The organism is Streptomyces sp. NPDC005141 (assembly GCF_053599975.1).
On record NZ_JBSFYW010000087.1, the window covers coordinates 1 to 18,697 of the forward strand.

The following is an 18,697-nucleotide window of genomic DNA, read 5'->3' on the forward strand; positions in this document are numbered from 1 at the left end:
GCTCCGAATTACGTTCGAAGGCGTGCGGAACACGTAGGGAACCCCTCATACGTGTGACGGAGTTCGGCGAAACGCGCGTCGTGATGTCACCGCGGCAGGTCTTCGGGGCCGGTGGCCCACTGGGTGCCGGGCCGCTCGGCGAGTTCGAAACGCACCGTGCCGCCCTCGGTGGTGAGCCCCGCACCGGCCCAGGAGCGTTGCGTGGGGCGCCCGTTGATCCATGCGGCGTCGATGTAGACGTGCGTGGCATCCGCGTCGGGCGCGCTGACGACGATGTTCTTCCCGCCCGTACGGTGGACCACGGCGCGCGGGAACACCGGGGCACCCAGGAGCATCGTCGCGCTGCCCGGGGTCTGCGGATACAGCCCGAGCGCCGAGAAGACGTACCAGGCCGACATGGTCCCGAGGTCGTCGTTGCCCGGCAGACCCGAGGGGCCGGTGCCGTACACCGTGTCGACGATCTGCCGGACGGTCGCCTGGGTCTTCCACGGCAGGCCGAGCCCGTTGTAGAGCCAGGGCGCGTGGATGCCGGGCTCGTTGGTGGGGTCGTAGCGCAGTGCGTCGCCGCCGCGCACGGACCAGGAGCCGTCGGCCTTGTGGAAGAAGCCGTCCAGCCGTGCCGCGGCCGTCTCACGGCCGCCCATGACGGCGGCCAGACCCTGGACGTCCTGCGGGACCATCCAGGTGTACGTGGCGCTGGTGCCCTGCGCGAAACCGCGGTCGCCGCCGGGGCTGAACGGGGACACCCAGGACCCGTCGAGGTTGCGGGCCTGGATGTAGCCGGCGCCGGCCGTGGCGGCGGGGTTGAAGACATTGCGCCAGTAGGCGCCCCGCTCGGCGAAGACAGCCGCCTCCTGGTCGCGGCCCAGCAGCGCCGCCCACCGGCCGAGCGCCGAGTCGGCCACGGCGTCCTCCAGCGTCTCGGCGGCGCCGCCCCAGCAGTGGCACACGTCCTGCGCCGCGTAATGTGACGTCAGATACTGGGCCAGATTGGGCCGTTGACCCACGCACTGTCCGGGACAGCCGGCGTCCAGCAGCCCTTCGGGGCGCGGCACAGTGGCCTGCCGTACGAGCGAGTCGAACGCCCCCTCGTAGTCGAAGTTGCGCACGCCCATGGCGTAGAAGGTGGCCAGGGTCGCAGCCGTAGGGTCGCCCGTCATGACGTGGGTGGCGCCGCTGATGTGCACCCAGCGGTCCCAGACCCCGTCGTTCTGCCGCGCGAAGTTGTGGAGGGACTGGGCGAAGTCCCCCGCGACCCTCGGCTTCAGCAGGGCGAGGAGCTGCATCTGGGCGCGGTACTGGTCCCAGCCCGAGAAGTTGCTGTACTGCGCGCGCTGGCCGCGGGCGAGGCGGTGCACCGCGCCGTCCATGCCGTAGTAGCGGCCGTCGGCGTCGCTGATCAGGTTGGGCTGCATGAGCGAGTGGTACAGCGCCGTGTAGAAGGTGGTGCGCCGTTCGGTGCTGCCGCCGTCGACGCGGACGGTGGTCAGCTCACGGTTCCAGGCCCGGGCGCCCGCGCCGGCCACGTCCGCGACGCTCGCGTGCGGGGAGATCTCCCGGCGCAGGTTCGCCTCCGCGCCGCCGAGACCGACGTACGAGATGCCGACCCGCATGTGGACATCGTTGTCAGCACTCGTGTCGAAACCGACGTACCCGCCGGATCCGCGGCCTGCGCGGTCCGCGCCGGTGGCATAGCCCTCCCCGCCCGAGGCGGTCAGGGAGCCCGCGGAGAGGGTGCCGTCCTTCCAGGTGCCGACGGAGGAGAAGGCCCGGTCGAACGACGCGCTGAAGTAGAGCCGGTAGTAGCTCTTGCGGTTGTTCGTGCCACCGTTGGCGCGGCGCCCGCAGAACGCGCCGGTCAGCACCCACCCGGTCACCTTGCGGTGCGCGGTGTCGATGTCGACGTGCGCGTCCTCGCTGCCGTTGAGCGAGTTGGAGACCCGGAAGAGCAGGTTGGCGGGGCGGTCGGCCGGGAAGGTGAAGTCGGCGACGCCCGCCCGGCTGCTCACCGCCAGGTCGGCCGACGCGCCCGACGCGAGGCCGAGCGAGTAGCGCCCGGGTACGGCCTTCTCCGCGGCGTGCGTGAAGTCGGCCGCGTACACCGCGTCCTTGGTGTCGGCCGAGGGCGAGGACGTGACGTCACCGACGTACGGCATGATCGGCACGTCGCCCGCCGCGCCGGGGTTGCATCCGGCGCCGTTGACATGGGTGAGGCTCAGACCGCGGATACGGGTCGTGTCGTACTGGTAGCCGTTGGCGGCCCCGGTGCTGGTCTGATCACCGGTCGTGCTGGTCGGGGACCAGCCGATCATCCCCTGCGGAAGAGTGGCGCCGGGGTAGGTGTTGCCGCCGTTCGCCGTTCCGATCAGCGGGTCGACGAGGGACACCGGCCGCTCCGCGGCGCGGACGGCCGCGTCGGCCGGGAACGGGGCGGCCAGGGCGAGGGCGGTGGTCACGAGCACGGCGGCGGACCTGCTGCCGAACCGTCTTGCTGTGCGCGGCCATGAGGGGTGCATGGGAGGTGTCACCTTCCGACGGACGTGGTGCGAGGACGGGTCGGACCGGTGATGTCCGGCGACTGCCCCGGACCCCGGCCCGGGCGCGAGGATAGAGGGCGCCCGGGAGTGCCGGAAGTGACGTGCGCGTCCATAGGGTGACGGCGTGGTGAAGGGAGAACCCAACCGGCCGGAATTTGGCGTGAGTTGTCGGCCAGTGCCGGCCCGATGTCACTGATCGACCGTCACATCTGCTGCTCCGTGGGCCGGTCGCCGCGTCAGCCGGCGTCGCCCCGGTAGTGGTTCATCAGGTCGACCAGGCTCTGCGGAGCGTCCGGGCCGAAGCAGATGGAGAGGTTCGCGGCGGACTCGGTCGCCGAGATCTCGGAGCGCGGGAAGAGCGCCTCCTCGTACGCGGCCAGGGCCTTCTCGGCGTCGTCGGGGTGGGCGGCGAGGGCGGCCCCGAGTTCGGCGCCGTCGAGCATCGCGAGGTTGGCACCCTCACCGGCGAACGGGGACATCAGGTGAGCCGCGTCGCCGAGCAGGGTGACGCCGGGGACACGCTCCCAGCGCAGGCCGGGGGGCAGCGCGTGGATCGGCCGGGCGACGAGTTCGCCGTCGGCCTCGGCGATGAGCGAGCGCAGGCTCTCGTCCCAGCCGTCGAAGTGCTCCAGGAGGCTCCGCTTGGCCGCCTCGGTGTCGGTGAAGTCGACGGCACCGGAGACCGCCCAGTCGGCGGGCGTACGCAGGGCGGCGTAGACATGCAGGGAGCCGTCCGGGTCACGGTGGCCGAGCAGGCCCTTTCCCTCGGCGAGGGCGAACAGAATGCCGCCTCCGACGACGTCCGCGCCCTTCGGGTGACGGGTGTCGGCGTCGCGCAGATGCATCTCGGCGAAGGAGATGCCCGAGTAGACCGGGGTGGCGTCCGTGACCAGCGGCCGTACCTTCGACCAGGCGCCGTCGGCGCCGATCAGCACGTCGGCGGTGAAGGTGCGCCCGTCGGCGAGGGCCACTTCGTGCCGGCCGTCCCCGGCCGTCCGCGTCCCGGTGACCTTGGCGCCCCAGCGGACGGTGCCCTCGGGCAACGAGCCGAGCAGGATGTCGCGCAGGGCGCCCCTGGAGACCTCCGGGCGCGCCTCGTTCTCTCCGGCGTCCTCCAGCCGGACGGTGGCGTCCCTGTCGAGGATGCGCATGGCCTCGCCGCCGGCATGGATGGCCGCGCGGAACTCGTCGTGGAGCCCTGCGGCGCGCAGCGCCGCCTGGCCCGACTCCTCGTGCATGTCGAGCATGCCGCCCTGGGGGCGTGCGGTCGGTGAGGCGTCCAGGTCGTGGACGGCGGCTTCGATGCCGTTCAGGTGCAGGACGCGGGCGAGCGTGAGGCCGCCGAGACCGGCGCCGATCACGGCGATGGGGTGGTGGGTGTTCGTCATGGCTGGTTCTCCTTGTGCGGGGGTGACCGTCTCGAGCTGGTGCGGGCGCAACCGTCGCGCTCGGTGGCGGCGCCTGGTGGTGACGGCCGTGGACCGGTGGGGCTCACGGCGTGTCGGGTGGGGTGGGCGCGCTCGGCGCCTCGGGCGTGTCAGGCCGGGGTGTGTGCAGGACGCCGCTGATCAGGACGTGGAAGCCCCAGTTCAGACGGGCCTCGCCCGGCCCGGACAGCAGGTCCGCGCCCAGCGCGGCGATGCGTGGGTGCCGCTCGCTGGACGCACCGCGCACCGCGGCGGCGAGCGCCGCCCACTCACCCTCCGTCTCGGCCGGGTCCTTCTCCCCCGACGCGTGCTCCGCCGCGGTGGCGGTGGCGAACTGGAGCAGCAGGTCGACGGCCCAGGCCGCTCGCTCACCCGGGACACCGCCCTCGTCGAGCAGGGACAGCAGCGCCTCGACCAGGTCGAGGTAGCGCTCGCCGGACGGGCGGGCCACCAGCGCGGAGCGGGCGAGTCCCGGGTGCTCGAAGAGCACGGCCGTGTACGAGGTGAGCACCCGCACGAGCCGGTCGCGCCAGTCGCCGTCGGCGCGGACCGGGCCCAGGTCGACGGCGCCGAGCAGGTCGTCGAGCACCGCGGCGTGCAGCTCCGCGGTGTTGCGCACATAGACGTAGAGCGAGGCCGGTCCGGTGTCGAGTTCCTGCGCGAGGCGGCGCATGGTGACGCGCCGAAGACCTTCGGCGCGCATCAGCGCGACGGCGGTCCCGATGATGCCGTCCCTGGTCAGGGCGGGCTTCGCCGGGCGCTCACGGCGGCTGGGGCGGGGGGCGGGGTGTCCTGTCACTCCTTCAAGATAACGAACATGTTCGTTGCGAACAAGTACGTCACGAACATGTTCGTCCCTTTGCACGCAGCGGCCGGGTGAGTACCCGTACTCATGTCGCCCACCCCGGCGCTCCACCACGATGGGGCCACCTGGACCAAGGAGCCCGCCATGCCCGGATCAGTCCTCGCCCCGCCCGCCCAGCACCCGGCTCCCCCGGAGCGCGCCGCGCGCGGGGCCCTCCCGGCCGTACTCGTCGCGGTAGTGGTCGCGGGCATGGCACTCTCCGCCTGGCATCCGCACGACCGGACGACCTGGCTGCTGGAGACCGTGTGGGTGCTCGTCGGACTGCCGCTGGTGGTGCTGACCCGGCGGCGGTTCCCGCTGACCCATCTCCTGTACTGCCTGCTCGCGGCGCACGCGCTGGTGCTCGCGGCGGGCGGCCACTACACCTACGCGCAGGTGCCGTTGGGCGACTGGGTGCGCGAGGGCCTCGGGCTCGACCGCAACCCGTACGACCGGTTCGGGCACCTCATGCAGGGCTTCGTGCCGGCCGTCCTGGTGCGGGAGCTGCTGAGCCGGACGTCACCGCTGCGCGGCAGCCGGTGGCTGGCGCCGCTGACCGTGTGCGCGTGTCTCGCCTTCAGCGCCGTGTTCGAAATGTTCGAGTGGGCGGCGGCCGTGATCGGCGGGCACGCGGCGGACGACTTCCTGGCGACCCAGGGCGATGTGTGGGACACCCAGTGGGACATGTTCTGCGCCCTGATCGGCGCGACCCTCTCGGTACTGCTGCTGAGCCGCCTGCACGACCGGCAGCTCGGCGCGCTCCCGGCGGCGCGGACCACCGAGGACTGACACGGCCCGGCGGCGGGGGCTCGAGGTCTGACGCGTCCCGCCGCCGGGTCCCGCACGGTTCCTACCAGCGGCTCTCGACCTGCTCCTTGATCCGCCGCTCGTACAGTTCCCCGATGGCGTCCAGCGTCGTGCGGGACAGCTCGGGCAGCTTCGCGGCCACCGCGTTGGCACGGGCCTGTTCGGGCGAACGGGCACCCGGGATCACCGTCGTCACGCCCGGCTGCCCGACGATCCACCGCAGCGCCAGCTGGGCCGGCGTGTACCCCTCGGGGGCCAGGGCGGAGAACTCGGTGGCCGCCTCCACACCTGTCGCGAAGTCGACCCCGGAGAAGGTCTCGCCCTGGTCGAAGGACTCGCCGTGACGGTTGTACGTCCGGTGGTCGTCCGCGGCGAAGACGGTGTCCTTGGTGTACTTGCCGGAGAGCAGCCCGGAGGCCAGCGGAACCCGCGCGATGATGCCGACGCCCGCCTCCCGGGCCGCGGGCAGGACCTGCCGCAGGGGCTTCATGCGGAAGGGGTTGAGGATGATCTGGACGCTCGCCACGTTCGGGCGCGCGATCGCGGTCAGTGCCTCGTCGCACGTCTCGACGCTCACGCCGTACGCCGCGATCCGCTCCTCCTCGACCAGGGTGTCGAGGGCGTCGTACACCGCGTCGGAGGAGTACACCGACGTCGGCGGGCAGTGCAGCTGCACCAGGTCGACGCGGTCGACGCCGAGGTTGCGGCGGGAGCGGTCGTTCCAGGCGCGGAAGTTGTCGAGGACGTAGTTCTCGGGGACCTGGTCGACGCGGCGTCCCATCTTGGTGGCCACCATGACATGCAGGTCCGGCCTGCCGCGCAGGAAGGTCGCGATGATCTCCTCGCTCCGCCCGTCGCCGTACACGTCCGCGGTGTCGAAGAAGGTCACTCCCGACTCCGCCGCCGTCTCCAGCGCCGCCAGGGCGTCCTTCTCACTCACCTCGCCCCAGTCGGCACCCAGTTGCCAGGTGCCGAGACCGATGACGGAAGCATGCTGGCCCGACCTGTCGAATACGCGCTCGTCCATGACGTCAGTCTGACACTTCCCCCAGGCCGGACCGGACGCCCCCGCCCCGCGCGTTGACCCGTGCCCGTGCGTCCGTCACCCGGCGGCTCGGACGCGGCGACGGCCGACCCGGCGCCAGACGGCCCGCTGCCCCTTGAGCGTGAGTGTGCCCACCACGATCAACACGACGACGTTGATGAGCAGTTGGATGAAGGAGCCGCGCGCCGCGCTCCAGCTGCCGAAGGCGGCGGAGACGCTGAAGTCGGCGGCCGCGGGGATGGTGGTGACGGAGATGAAGACGCCCAGCAGAGCGCTCGTCCTGGCCTCGGTCAGCGAGACGATGCCCACGATCCCGGCCAGCGTGGCGACCGCGACCGAGAAGAAGTCGGGTGTGTCGATCAGATGGGAGACGGGGCGCACGCCGAGGTCGAACGCGTTGGACTCCAGGTCGAAACCACGGATCAGCAGGCCGAAGAGGAAGGTGGCCGCGATGGCCAGCGCGAACCCGGCCGTCAGGGCGGTCAGCCCCTTGCGGATTCTCGGCCCCGAGCGCCGGTCGATGCCCAGTGCGACGCTGACGATGGCCCCGTACTCGGGTCCGACGACCATGGCCGCGACGATGAGGATCTGCGAGTTGGTCACGATGCCGACCGCGCCGATGAGTCCGGCGACCACCAGGTAGAGGTAGAAGCTCGGCGCGTACGTGCCCTCCGAGCGGATGCGCGCCTCCACCTCTTCCCAGACGGGCGCCCGGGAGAGTGCCCCGAGCCGATCGGTACCGGCCCGCGCGGCGCGTCCGGAGAACGCCATGTCGACGGGCTCGATGGCGATGGATCCCACCTCGTCGAGGCGCAGCTCCCGCAGACCGCGGAGCACGTCGTTCGCCCCTCCTGTCAGCACGTCGCAGGCGAGGGCGTCGCCGTCCGGCTTCCGGGCGATGCCGGGCTGCACCACGAGGTTGAGGACACACGGGTCGGCCGTCAGGAGGGCGACCGCGGCTCCGGTCAGCCGGGCGGGACTCACCATGCGCACATGGATCATGTCCATGCAGGTACCTCCCGGGACACCGGTGCGCGCCTTCTCGACGTCGAGCGGTCCTCTCCAGTAACCCCGGCCACCCGGTGTTCGGCAATCCAGCCGCGTCCACACCCCACGGACCGCCCGATCCGCCGTCCCGGAGTGGACCACCGGAGAGAACAAGCGGACATGCCTCCGATGTCGGATAGTGAAGAGGCCTGGATCCTCGAGATTGGATCGCCATGGACCGCTATCCGCCCATCGCCGACCACGGCCTGGTGGGCGATCTCCAGTCCTCCGCTCTGGTCTCGTCCAAGGGTGTCGTGGACTGGTTCGCCGCCCCGCGCTTCGACTCCCCCAGCATCTTCGCCGCGCTGCTCGACCACGACGGCGGAGGCTACTTCCGGCTGGCACCCTCCCACCCGGAGGGCGCCTGGAAGCAGCTCTACTATCCGGACACGGCAGTGCTGGTGACGCGGTTCATGTCACCGGACGGGGTGGGCGAGGTCCTCGACTGGATGCCGCCGGACCGCTCCGGCACCGCGTCCGCCCGGCACCGGCTCTTCCGGGCCGTGCGGACGGTGCGGGGGACCATGCGGTTCGACCTGGAGTGCCGCCCGCGCTTCGACTACGGGCGGGCCGGCCACGAACTCGCCCTCGGTCCCGACGGCGCCGTCTTCCGCGGCCCGGGAATCACCGCGTTCCTGCAGAGCACCTTCCCCCTGGAGCGGGACGGACGGGACGTCAGGAGCACCGTCACCCTGAACGCCGGCGAGATGGCGACGGCCGTGTTCACGGTGGACGGGCCGGACGCCGCCGCACCGCCACCGCCCACCGTGGACGGGTCCGCCGAGAGCCTGGCGGAGACCGTCGAGTACTGGCAGCGCTGGGTACGGACCTCCAAGTACCGGGGCCGCTGGCCCAACATGGTGCACCGCTCCGCCATCACCCTCAAGCTCCTGACCTACGCGCCCACCGGCGCCCCGGTCGCGGCGGCCACCATGGGCCTGCCGGAACAGGTCGGCGGCGAACGCAACTGGGACTACCGCTACACCTGGGTACGGGACGGATCCCTGTCCCTGCGCGCCCTGCTCGACCTCGGGTTCGCCGAAGAGGCGACGGCGTTCACCCACTGGCTGCGCGAACGGCTGATGGAACGCCTGGAGCAGGAGGGGGAAGCGCTCCAGATCATGTACCGGGTGGACGGGACCCCCCTGCTGGGCGAGGAGATCCTGGAACACTTCGAGGGCTACCGCGGCTCCTACCCCGTACGCGTCGGCAACGCCGCCGCGGACCAGCTCCAGCTCGACATCTATGGCGAGGCCCTCTACGGCCTGTCGCAGGGTCACGAGATCGGCATCCAGGCCGACTACGCCGGCTGGAAGGCCGTCGCCCGCACCCTGGACTGGCTCGCCGACCAGTGGGACCGGCCCGACGAGGGCATCTGGGAGACCCGCGGCGGGCGCAAGGACTTCACCTACAGCCGGGTGATGTGCTGGTCCGCCTTCGACCGCGGGCTGCGCCTGGCCCATCAATGGCGCCGGCCGGCGGACACCGCTCGCTGGACCCGGGCACGCGACGCCGTCCTGGAGCAGGTGATGGAGCGCGGCTGGAGCGACAAGGAACAGGCGTACGTCCAGTACTACGGCGGCGGCGTCCTGGACGCCTCGCTCCTGCTCATCCCCCGGGTCGGCTTCCTGGGCGCGAAGGACCCGACATGGCTGTCGACCCTCGACGCGATGAGCCGGACGCTGGTCTCCGACAGCCTCGTCTACCGGTACGACCCCGCCGCCTCCCCGGACGGCCTGCGCGGCTCGGAAGGCACCTTCAGTCTGTGCACCTTCCTGTACGTCGACGCGCTGGCCCGCTCCGGCCGGCTGAGCGAGGCGCGCTACACGTTCGAGAAGATGCATACGTACGCCAACCACGTCGGCCTCTTCGCGGAGGAGGTGGGCCCCAGCGGCGAGCAACTGGGCAACTTTCCCCAGGCGTTCACCCATCTCTCGCTGATCATGGCGGCCACCACGCTCGACGAGGCACTCGACCGGCTGCGCGACTGAGACCGCCGGGAGTCCACTCATGCCCGATACCGTCGAACCCGCCGGCACACCGCGGATGAGTCCCGAGGAGTTCGGGGCTCTGTACCGACGCGTCCGGGACCGCGCCGCCGGCCCCGGCCGGGGAGCGCCCCGTGTCACGCCGGAGCAGGTGCGGGCCGCCGCCACCGAGGTCAGGACCGGACGCACCGTCACCATGGCGGCGCCAGTGGACACCCGGCCCGGACCCGACAACCCGGAGCCCGCGGTCCACCGGCTCACCGGTCCGGTGGCCGGGGAGGCGGCCGCCCCGGGACTGCACTTCGCCTTCGACCGCTTCGCCATGAACGTGCACGGCGACGCCGACAGCCATCTCGACGCGCTCTGCCACGTCATCTACGACGGCACCCTGCACGGCGGTGTCCCGGTGTCCTCGCTGACGGCCGAGGGGGCGACCGAACTGTCCGTGGAAGCGGTCCGCGACGGGCTGGTGGGCCGCGGTGTGCTGCTCGACATCCCGAGGCTGCGCGGTGTGCCCTGGCTGGAGCCGGGCGACAGCGTCACCACGGAGGACCTCACCGCGGCCGAGGCGGCCCAGGACGTACGGGTCGGGGCGGGAGACCTGCTGTTCGTCCGCGTCGGCCACCGCCTTCGGCGTGCGGAGCACGGGCCGTGGGACGCCGCACGGGCGCGTGCGGGGCTCCATCCCGGCGCGGTCGAGTTCCTCGCGGAACGGCAGGTCGCCGCGCTCGGCGGGGACGGCAACAACGACACCGCCCCGAGCCCGGTCGACGGAGTCGGCTTCCCGGCGCATGTGCTGGCGATCCACGCCCTGGGCCTCTACCTGCTCGACTACCTGCAGTTCGAGGATCTGACGGACGTCTGCGCACAGGAGCGGCGCTGGTCGTTCCTGTGCGTGGTCGCGCCTCTGCGACTCCCCGCCGCCACCGGCTCACCGGTCAATCCGATCGCCCTGCTGTGAGCGGCGGCTCGGGAAGCACGGCCGACGCCCAGGAAGCCGTGCCCTTCGCCTTCGCGGGGCACGGCTTTCCGGCGGCGGAATCGGGCTACACCCGCGCCCCGTGCACATGCTTCGGCTCGACCAGCAGGCCGTAGACGACCAGCAGGGACACGAGCATCGTGAACACCGACCAGAACGGGTAGACCGGAAGGAAGATCATCTGCGCGACGAGGCTGAACGCGGCCAGGCAGATGCCCGTCAGCCGCGCCGCCCTGGAGCCGACGAACACGCCGAGACCGGCCAGCGCCATCACGATGCCGATGACGACGAAGATCCAGCCCCAGGCCGTGTAGTTCAGGATGAGCAGCCGGTTGCCCTGGGAGTACACCTTCGAGTAGTAGCCGTGGTTGAAGATCGCCACGAAGCCGTTGAGAAGGTTGAACAGAGCGCTGACCATCAGCAGGATTCCGGCGAAGGCCACCCAGTGCGAACGCTCCATCGGCGGCACGAGGTCGTCTGGCTCAGAGGCTTGTCGCTGCATGAGGACCATGAGATCCAGCCGCACGGCGGACCGCAATCCGTGCTGATCCGTTCGTGTCCGGACCGGGGGGGCGGGTGGCCCGGACCGGCCGTCATCAGTCCGACCGTACGGTCCCGGGCGCCCGTGACGGACCGAGCAGGATCACGGTGTCATCGGCCCCCGGCTGCGGGGTACGGGTGCTGGTGACCGGGTCCAGCCGCCCGTCGGGGCGTACGAGGAACAGCAACGCGTGTCCGTCCGGGACGCCCTCCCCGGCGGGGCGGGAGGTGATCCGGGCGCCGTCCGCGTAGCGGCGGGCCAGTTCCGGTCTGTTGAGCTCGGCGCCGAACAGGGTGTCGCCGGAGGTGTAGGGGGCGACGACGCCGTGACTCAGGCCGGGCGGCCCCAGCCGGTGGACGAACCCGTCGACGTTGCCGCGCAGGGTCGCCGACGCCAGCGCGTTGAAGTCGTCCTCCTCCGTGAGCAGCAGAACCCCGGTGATCCCTTCGAGTTCCGCTCCCTCGCCGGTGGCCGCGGCGAGCAGTTCCCCGGGCGCCAGGTGCAGTCCGGCGGCCCGGATCAGATCGCGTTGCTGTTCTCGCCCGGCCCACATCAGCACGTCGAGGCCGGCGGAACGAAGGGCGCGTCCCAGGTCGATCGCCCAGACGTCGCCGCCCACGAGCAGCGGCCGGGCGCGCGCCGGGCGCAGCACGCCCAGACGTCGGGCCACGCGGTGCGCGCTGAGCCCGTACAGCGTCACCGTGGTGACGATCACCAGGAAGGTGGCGGGCAGGATCTTCTGGGCGCCGCCGATGTGGTCGGCGACCAGGGTGGCGGAGAAGGTCGAGGCGGTGGCCGCGGCGACGATTCCGCGGGGTGCCATCCATCCGATGAACGCTCTCTCGCCGCGGGGCACGTCCGTTCCCGCGGTGGACAGGAACGCGATCACCGGCCTGATCACCAGGACCAGGGCCGCGACGAGGGCGAGCGTGGGCAGGATGACGTGCCGCAGGGACGCCGGGGTGACCGTGGCCGAGATGGAGATGAACAGCAGCCCGATGATCAGCGACACCAGGGTCTCGAGGAAGGGGCGGCGCGCCGGGAGGGCCGAGCCGGGCAGGTTGGCCAGGGCCATCCCCATGACGACCGCGGCGATGAGTCCGGTGTCGTCCCGGATCGCGTCGCAGGCCGCCGCCACGCCCACCGCGGCGGCGAGCTGCGCCGTCGTGCCCAGCACCTCGCCCAGGTGCAGGCGGCTGAGCAGGAACCACAGCACAGCGGCGCCCACCACCCCGCCGATCAGTCCGACTGCCGAACTGGCCGCGAACTGGCCGAGCTTGCCGGCCACGCCTCGGCTGTCGCTCGCGACGACGGCGTGGAAGGCGAGCGCCCCGAGAATGCCGCCGACCGGGTCGATCAGCGACCCCTCCCAGATCAGGATGTGTTGCAGTCGCTCGGTCGGACGGACGAAGTTGAGCAGCGGGCCGACGACGGTGGGCCCCGAGACGACGAGGATCACGCCGAGCATGATCGCCGAACTCTTCGACATGCCCAGCAGCGGTACCGCGAGTGCGGCGGTGGCGGCCCAGGTGATCAGGACACCGAGCCAGATCAGTCGCGCCACCACGCGTCGCATGTGTCCGTGCAGCCGGCGCACGTTCAGGCCGAGCCCGGCTTCGTAGAGGATCACGGCCACGGCGAGCGACACCATCGGGGAGAAGGCGTCCCCGAGCAGCCTGTCGGGGTTGACGATGTCGGTCAGCGCACCGGCGGCGAATCCGACCGGCAGCAGGACGATGAGGGCGGGGATCCGCAGCCGGCTCGCCACCAGCTGGGAGCCGACGGCCAGGACGACGATCAGCCCGAGGCCTCCCAGGATCTGATCGTCCGTCACGGCTGTCTCCCTGCTGGTCAGCTTGGCTGACGGTCGTCTCGTCGCGAGGGGTCGGAGCGTCGGTCCCGGTCGCCGACGGTCGTTTCGGTGGGGCGTGCCGTCGCGTCCGCTCGCCGCCGGTCCGTCGCGGTGGTGCGGGTGGGGCGGCCGGTCGCTCAGCCCGCGTCGGGGCGGCCCTCGACGTCCGCGTCGGTCTGGGCCTCGAGCAGACCCCGCGTGTCGAGGCGGTACAGAACCACCAGCGCGGGCCCCACGAGCACGATCGCGATCGCCGTGACGATCAGCAGCCACTGCAACGAGCCGGCCGCGCCGGCGGCCTGCTGGACCGTGAGGGACGTGGGGATCAGGTAGGGCCGCTGGGCGGCGCCCCACGCGGCGATCACCAGGGCGACGGCGCCCACCGAGGTGAACCGGGCCCAGCCCGCGAACCGTCCGGCGACCAGCCACGCGGTGGCCGCCGCCGCCACCGCCGAGAGGATCACCAGCAGCAGCCCCAGGCCGTGGGTGAGGCCGTGGTAGACGTACGTGGTGTGCTCGCGCGTCACGCCGAGGCCGATCAGGGCCAGGACGCCGACGGCGGCGAGGCCGCCCCAGGCGCGCCACCGGAAGTACACGACCATGTCCGGGGCGTCGAAGCGGTGGGCGTCGGCGGTGAGGAAGACCGCCCCGAGGAACGCCGTGGCCGCGACGGCGAGGAGACCGGCGACGACGGAGGTCGGACCTGCCCACACATCGGCGGAGGCGGTGGTGCCCGGGGCGGCCCGGCCGGAGGCCACACCGCCGACCGCGGCGCCCAGGAAGAACGGGGTCAGCAGAGAGGCGACCGCGAAGACGGCTCCGAAGATCCGGCGCTGGGCCAGCCGGTGGGTGGGTTTGCGCAGGGCGAATCCCGCTCCGCGCAGCACCATGCCGACAGCCGCCAGGGCCAGCGGCAGCCACATCGCGCTGAACACCGCCTCGAAGAAGACCGGGAAGCCGGTCCACATGAGGACGAAGACGAAGATCAGCCAGACGTTGTTGACCTCCCAGACCGGTTCCATCGCATCGTCGATCAGCCCGCGCGGCCGTCTGCCCCGTCTGGTGCCGCCGGCGACCAGGTCCCAGAACCCGGCCCCGTAGTCGACACCGCCACCGCAGGCGTAGGCGGCCGTCGCCACCAGCAGGATCCAGGCGGCCACCGTGGCGGTCACCGCGTGTCTCCCGGCTCCGGCCGCGGCCCGGACTCCGGCGGTGCGGAGGAGCCAGGCGTCGCGGCGACCCGCTCCCGCCGGGGTCCGTAGGGGGTGTCGGCCTCCGGCTCGTGTCCGGGCTCGCCGACCGGGCTCTCGCCCGCGAGGCGCCAGCGCCTGCTCATCTTCAGTACGACGCCCAGGAACGCGCCGAACATGAGCACGTAGACCACCACCACGATGGCGAACATCGTCCACAGCGAACCGGCCGAGGTGGGCGTGACCGCCTCGGAGACCCGCATGTGCTGATAGACGATCCAGGGCTGGCGGCCCACTTCGGTGGTGATCCAGCCGCATTCCACCGTCACCACGCTGGCCACCCCGGCGATCGCCGCGCACCGGAAGAACCACGGCGACCGGGGCAGGTCGCGGCGCCGCAGCCAGCACCAGCCGTACCAGAGCGCGAGGAGGATCAGGGCGGTGCCGATGCCGGCCATGATGTCGAAGGTCCAGTGCACGATGGTCGCCTGCGTCGGGGTGGGACGGTCCTCGGGCGGCACCGAGGTGAGCCCCGTGACCTTGGTGCTCGGGCTGCCCCCCGCGAGGATCGAGTCCAGCTGGGGGATCTTGATGCCGCCCTTGATGCTCCCGTCGGACTGCAGCCGGCCGAAGAGGTACTCGGGAACGTGCGTGCCGGTCTTCCAGACCAGCTCCGTGGCGGCGAACTTCACCGGCTGCTTCTGGTAGACCTGCCGGGCGATGTTGTCGCCGAGGAAGAACTGCACGGGCGTGAGAATCGCCGCGACGGTGAACGGCACGCAGAACCCGAGGCGGTGATACCGGTCCCGCCGTCCGCGCAGCCAGCCGACCGCGTAGACGCCGGCCACCACATAGCCCGCCGTCAGGAACATCGCGACGACGAAGTGCCAGTACTGGGGGCCGAACATCGGCGTGAACACGGCGGATCGGACGTCGACGTTCGTGGGCCTGCCCTGGGAGTCCAGGGTGAAGCCCTGCGGGGTGTTCATCCACGAGTTCGCGCCGATGATGCCGAAGGCGCCCATCAGCGCGGCGAGCGGCAGCGGCGTGGCCAGCCAGAAGTGCGGCCACGCCGGGAGGCGGCGCCAGCCGTAGAGGTAGATGGCGATCAGGACCGCCTCCAGGAAGAACGCCCAGGCCTCCACCCCGAAACCGAGACCGAAGACGTCTCCCCAGGTGCCCATCATCTTCGGCCACAACAGCCCGAACTCGAACGACAGAACGGTGCCGGTGACGATGCCGACGGCGAACTGGACCGCCATGACGGCCGACCAGCGGCGGGCGAGCAGCAGGGCGACGGCGTCGTTCTTGCGCAGGGCCCGGTGGTGCATCACCAGCGTGATGAACGGCAGGGCCACGCCCAGCGGCACGAGGATGATGTGGGAGGCCAGGGTGAAGGCCATCATCTCGCGCGCGGGCAGCAGCTGGTCGGGAGTGCCGGCCAGGAGGGTGAATGCCTTGTTCATGCGGGCCTCATTGGCTGGTGCCGACAGTGGGCGGTGCCGGGCACCGAGGTGACGTGAGCGCGAGCGCCACCGTCTCAGCCACCGGTGGCGAAGCCGGGGAAGAGCGTCATCCCGCCGTCGACGAACAGGGTCGTGCCCACCACGTAGTCCATGAGGTCGGAAGCCAACACCGTCACCGCGGTCGCGATGTCCTCGGGGTCGCCGACCCTGCGGTACGGGATCAGCCGCAGAAGTTCCTGCTCGGCCTCGGGTGTCTCCCAGGCACTGCGGTTGATCGGGGTCCGGATGGCGCCCGGCGCGACCGCGTTGACCCGGACTCCGTGGGGGCCCAGTTCCTGGGCCAGCGTCTGCATGAGCATCAGGACGCCGCCCTTGGACGCGGCATAGTTCAGGTGACCGGACCACGGAATGATCTGGTGCACGGAACTCATACAGACGATCTTCCCGGCCGAGCGGGAGACCTCCGGCACGACACCGCGCCGCAGGAACTCCTTGGTCGCCTCCCTGGCACACAGGAACTGCCCGGTCAGGTTGACGTCGATGACCTTGTGCCACTGCGCGAGGGTCATCTCCGTCACCGACGCGTCCCGTTGCAGCCCGGCGTTGGCCACGAGGATGTCGATCGTGCCGAACTCCTCCAGCATCCGCGCGAACATCCCGACGACCTGGCCCTCGTCGGACACGTCCGCCTCATGGGCGAAAGCCCGTACGCCGAAGCCCTGGATTTGCCGGACCACGTCCTCGGCGGCCTCCTGCCCGGCGACGTAGTTGACGACCACGTCGGCGCCCGCCCGGCCCAGCGCGATCGCCGTCGCCAGTCCGATTCCGGAGTTCGCCCCGGTCACCAGGGCCTTCTGGCCCCGCAGGAGCGGCAACGCCGCAAGCTGCCCACCGGTGTCCACGCCTGAGGTCACTGCCGTCTCCCATTCGTCGGTGCGCCGTCGCCGGGACCGGACATGCCGTCGGCCGGCTCACCCCGCGCATGCCGCTCGGCACGTCGCCGGTGCCCTTGGGGCCACCGCCGGGAACCGGCCGCCGCGACCACGTCGGCTTCGGGTCCGCGGGACCCGCACCGAGGCAATCACTCCCGCCCGGGGTCGGCGAGGGCGGACTCGCCCCGCTCGGCCGTTGGGAGTAACCGGGTCCCTCCGGCGGAGGAACCGCGCGGCGCCCGGTGCCCGGCGGCGCGAAGGCGCCTCACCGCGAGGGCGGGAGGATCACGTTCACCAGTTCCTCCCCCGCGAGATGGCGGAGCAGCTGAGCCCTGACCAGGCGCAGCGCCCGAGGCGGGAACGCCGACGAGTTGCCCCCGACATGAGGGGTGATCAGTGTGTTCGGGGCCCGCCAGAGCGGATGTCCTTCGGGGAGCGGCTCGGGATCCGTCACATCGAGGGCCGCCGCCAGCCGTCCGCGCTCCAGCTCCACCACCAGGGCGCCGGTGTCCACGACGGCGCCCCGTGCCACGTTGACCAGCAGGGCGCCGTCCTTCATCGCGGCGAGAAACCCCGCGTCCACCAGATGCCGGGTCCTCCCGGTGAGCGGAAGGGTGAGCACGACGACGTCGGCGCCGGGCAGGAGATCGTGGAGTTCGGCGATGGAGCGCACCGGCCCGCGCGGCGCCGGACGGGCGGTGCGGGCGACCCGTACGACCTGGCACTCGAAGCCCGCGAGCCGTTCCTCCACGGCCTGGCCGATGGAGCCGTATCCGCAGATCAGCACCGTCCGGTCGGCCAGTGAGGGAAAGCAGCCGCTCTGCCATGTGCCGTCGTTCTGCGCCCGCACGAAGCCGGGCACACCGCGCAGCGACGCCAGCGTCAGGGTGAGGGCGAGTTCCGCCGTACTGGCGTCGTGCACACCTCCGGCGTTGCAGAGCGTCACACCCGCCGGGATGTGCGGCACGAGGTCGTCGACACCCGCCGACAGGCTCTGCACCGCACGCAGCCGGGGCATGCGCCCCAGCAGGGGCACGGACACCGACGTCAGGCCATAGGGAACGACGAAGAACTCCACCGAGTCGAGGACGTCCTGAGGCGGAAGCTCGCCGGTTCCGTCCCAGAATTCCGTCTCCGCTCCGGACGCGGCACCGAGCTGCGCGGGCCGGTAGGGAAGCAGACTCCTCACCGTCCGTCCGCCGGGCGGGCGCTCCACAGCACTCATGGAAGGCATCTCAACAGCGATCGGCCCCGGCGGCATCTCGGCCCGCCACGGCGCCGGCCCCACCGTGAGGAGCGGCACCGGCATGCGTCGCGGCGCACCCATCCGGGTACATTCCGCGGACCCGAGCCGCCGCGCCGGGCCCGTCGTCCCGGCCCTCCCCCAAGGATTCGCGCGAGGGCCATCCACGTCCTGCCGGACCGATCCAGGAGACGCCACATGTCATCACCCGGGACCGCACCGACGATCGTGGTCGTCATGGGCGTCTCGGCGTCCGGCAAGACCACGTTCGGGAGGAAGCTGGCCCAGCGGCTCAATGTGCCCTTCGTGGAGGGCGACGACTTCCACACACCGCGGAACATCGCCAGGATGAGCGCGGGCCTGCCGCTCGACGACGTCGACCGCGAGCCGTGGCTGCACACGCTCGCGAACTGGATCCGCGACACGACCCGGTCCCGGCGGAGCGCGGTCGTCTCCTGCTCGGCCCTCAAACTCACCTACCGGGAACTGCTCCGGGCAGCCGGTCCCGGCGTGTGGTTCGTGCACCTGGACCTCGAGCGCGAGATCGCCCGCCGGCGCATCACGCACCGCTCCGGCCACTTCATGCCCGAGGAACTGCTCGAGTCCCAGTACGACTCCCTCCAGCCGTTGCTCGACGACGAACCGGGGCTGACGGTCGACGCGACGGCCGACGCCGACACGATGCTGGACCGGGTACAGGCCGCCCTGGCCCGCTTCGAATCCGAACGCCGGGGCACGGCGACCGACTAGCGGCACGGGGGCGCGGCAGCAGGCGGGGGAACACGCACGGCGCCCCGGA

General features: G+C 71.7%; 15 protein-coding genes. 4 read left to right on the forward strand and 11 right to left on the reverse strand.

Annotated features, from left to right (window positions below):
- Window positions 1–86: 86 nt before the first annotated feature.
- From ACWD68_RS38190 to ACWD68_RS38200, 3 genes are all read right to left on the reverse strand, one after another.
- The gene (locus ACWD68_RS38190) at window positions 87–2,516 is read right to left on the reverse strand and encodes a GH92 family glycosyl hydrolase (RefSeq protein ID WP_451811062.1); all 2,430 of its coding nucleotides are present in this window, start codon (window positions 2,514–2,516) and stop codon (window positions 87–89) included.
- Window positions 2,517–2,773: 257 nt separating this feature from the next.
- Entirely contained in the window at window positions 2,774–3,925 is a 1,152-nt protein-coding gene (locus ACWD68_RS38195) for an FAD-dependent oxidoreductase (RefSeq protein WP_451811063.1), read from the reverse strand.
- A 103-nt stretch (window positions 3,926–4,028) separates the two neighbouring features.
- On the reverse strand, window positions 4,029–4,763 hold the full coding sequence (locus ACWD68_RS38200) for a TetR/AcrR family transcriptional regulator (protein ID WP_451811064.1): 735 nt from the start codon (window positions 4,761–4,763) through the stop codon (window positions 4,029–4,031).
- A gap of 150 nt (window positions 4,764–4,913) precedes the next feature.
- Here ACWD68_RS38200 and ACWD68_RS38205 point away from each other — a divergent pair, with 150 nt between their 5' ends.
- Complete coding sequence (locus ACWD68_RS38205; RefSeq protein ID WP_451811065.1) at window positions 4,914–5,597, forward strand: DUF2238 domain-containing protein; 684 nt, start codon at window positions 4,914–4,916, stop codon at window positions 5,595–5,597.
- A 61-nt stretch (window positions 5,598–5,658) separates the two neighbouring features.
- Here ACWD68_RS38205 and ACWD68_RS38210 read toward each other — a convergent pair whose 3' ends face one another.
- On the reverse strand, window positions 5,659–6,642 hold the full coding sequence (locus ACWD68_RS38210) for an aldo/keto reductase (protein WP_451811066.1): 984 nt from the start codon (window positions 6,640–6,642) through the stop codon (window positions 5,659–5,661).
- Window positions 6,643–6,717: 75 nt separating this feature from the next.
- Window positions 6,718–7,668, reverse strand: coding sequence for a DUF389 domain-containing protein (locus ACWD68_RS38215; protein WP_451811067.1), 951 nt, complete (start codon window positions 7,666–7,668; stop codon window positions 6,718–6,720).
- A gap of 206 nt (window positions 7,669–7,874) precedes the next feature.
- On the opposite strand from ACWD68_RS38215, the gene ACWD68_RS38220 reads away from it, so the two are divergent.
- Window positions 7,875–9,698 (forward strand): glycoside hydrolase family 15 protein, encoded by a 1,824-nt coding sequence (locus ACWD68_RS38220; RefSeq protein WP_451811083.1) that lies wholly within the window; start codon window positions 7,875–7,877, stop codon window positions 9,696–9,698.
- 19 nt (window positions 9,699–9,717) lie between these two features.
- Window positions 9,718–10,656, forward strand: a complete 939-nt coding sequence (locus tag ACWD68_RS38225; protein ID WP_451811068.1) for a cyclase family protein — start codon at window positions 9,718–9,720, stop codon at window positions 10,654–10,656.
- A gap of 85 nt (window positions 10,657–10,741) precedes the next feature.
- Here ACWD68_RS38225 and ACWD68_RS38230 read toward each other — a convergent pair whose 3' ends face one another.
- The 6 genes from ACWD68_RS38230 to ACWD68_RS38255 all read right to left on the reverse strand — a co-directional run bounded on the left by ACWD68_RS38230 (window position 10,742) and on the right by ACWD68_RS38255 (window position 17,880).
- Window positions 10,742–11,134, reverse strand: a complete 393-nt coding sequence (locus ACWD68_RS38230) for a DUF7144 family membrane protein (RefSeq protein WP_451811069.1) — start codon at window positions 11,132–11,134, stop codon at window positions 10,742–10,744.
- A gap of 136 nt (window positions 11,135–11,270) precedes the next feature.
- Window positions 11,271–13,049 carry a cation:proton antiporter gene (locus tag ACWD68_RS38235; RefSeq protein ID WP_451811070.1) on the reverse strand — a complete coding sequence of 593 codons (1,779 nt, stop codon included), beginning with the start codon at window positions 13,047–13,049 and terminating at the stop codon, window positions 11,271–11,273.
- Window positions 13,050–13,204: 155 nt separating this feature from the next.
- Entirely contained in the window at window positions 13,205–14,239 is a 1,035-nt protein-coding gene (locus ACWD68_RS38240) for a cytochrome d ubiquinol oxidase subunit II (protein ID WP_451811071.1), read from the reverse strand.
- Window positions 14,236–15,723 (reverse strand): cytochrome ubiquinol oxidase subunit I, encoded by a 1,488-nt coding sequence (locus ACWD68_RS38245; RefSeq protein WP_451811072.1) that lies wholly within the window; start codon window positions 15,721–15,723, stop codon window positions 14,236–14,238. The genes ACWD68_RS38240 and ACWD68_RS38245 overlap by 4 nt, the downstream gene beginning before the upstream one ends.
- 74 nt (window positions 15,724–15,797) lie before the next feature.
- On the reverse strand, window positions 15,798–16,637 hold the full coding sequence (locus tag ACWD68_RS38250; RefSeq protein WP_451811073.1) for an SDR family oxidoreductase: 840 nt from the start codon (window positions 16,635–16,637) through the stop codon (window positions 15,798–15,800).
- A gap of 283 nt (window positions 16,638–16,920) precedes the next feature.
- Entirely contained in the window at window positions 16,921–17,880 is a 960-nt protein-coding gene (locus ACWD68_RS38255) for a 2-hydroxyacid dehydrogenase (protein WP_451811074.1), read from the reverse strand.
- Between the two features lie 216 nt (window positions 17,881–18,096).
- Here ACWD68_RS38255 and ACWD68_RS38260 point away from each other — a divergent pair, with 216 nt between their 5' ends.
- On the forward strand, window positions 18,097–18,648 hold the full coding sequence (locus ACWD68_RS38260; RefSeq protein ID WP_451811075.1) for a gluconokinase: 552 nt from the start codon (window positions 18,097–18,099) through the stop codon (window positions 18,646–18,648).
- Window positions 18,649–18,697 lie beyond the last annotated feature (49 nt).

Bases quoted from the DNA above. Each gene is read 5' to 3' on its own strand.
- ACWD68_RS38210 (WP_451811066.1), bottom strand. From the start codon at position 6,642: ATGGACGAGCGCGTATTCGACAGGTCGGGCCAGCATGCTTCCGTCATC.
- ACWD68_RS38225 (WP_451811068.1), top strand. From the start codon at position 9,718: ATGCCCGATACCGTCGAACCCGCCGGCACACCGCGGATGAGTCCCGAG.
- ACWD68_RS38245 (WP_451811072.1), bottom strand. From the start codon at position 15,723: ATGAACAAGGCATTCACCCTCCTGGCCGGCACTCCCGACCAGCTGCTG.
- ACWD68_RS38255 (WP_451811074.1), bottom strand. From the start codon at position 17,880: ATGAGTGCTGTGGAGCGCCCGCCCGGCGGACGGACGGTGAGGAGTCTG.
- ACWD68_RS38260 (WP_451811075.1), top strand. From the start codon at position 18,097: ATGTCATCACCCGGGACCGCACCGACGATCGTGGTCGTCATGGGCGTC.
- ACWD68_RS38195 (WP_451811063.1), bottom strand. From the start codon at position 3,925: ATGACGAACACCCACCACCCCATCGCCGTGATCGGCGCCGGTCTCGGC.
- ACWD68_RS38230 (WP_451811069.1), bottom strand. From the start codon at position 11,134: ATGGAGCGTTCGCACTGGGTGGCCTTCGCCGGAATCCTGCTGATGGTC.
- ACWD68_RS38215 (WP_451811067.1), bottom strand. From the start codon at position 7,668: ATGGACATGATCCATGTGCGCATGGTGAGTCCCGCCCGGCTGACCGGA.
- ACWD68_RS38190 (WP_451811062.1), bottom strand. From the start codon at position 2,516: ATGCACCCCTCATGGCCGCGCACAGCAAGACGGTTCGGCAGCAGGTCC.
- ACWD68_RS38205 (WP_451811065.1), top strand. From the start codon at position 4,914: ATGCCCGGATCAGTCCTCGCCCCGCCCGCCCAGCACCCGGCTCCCCCG.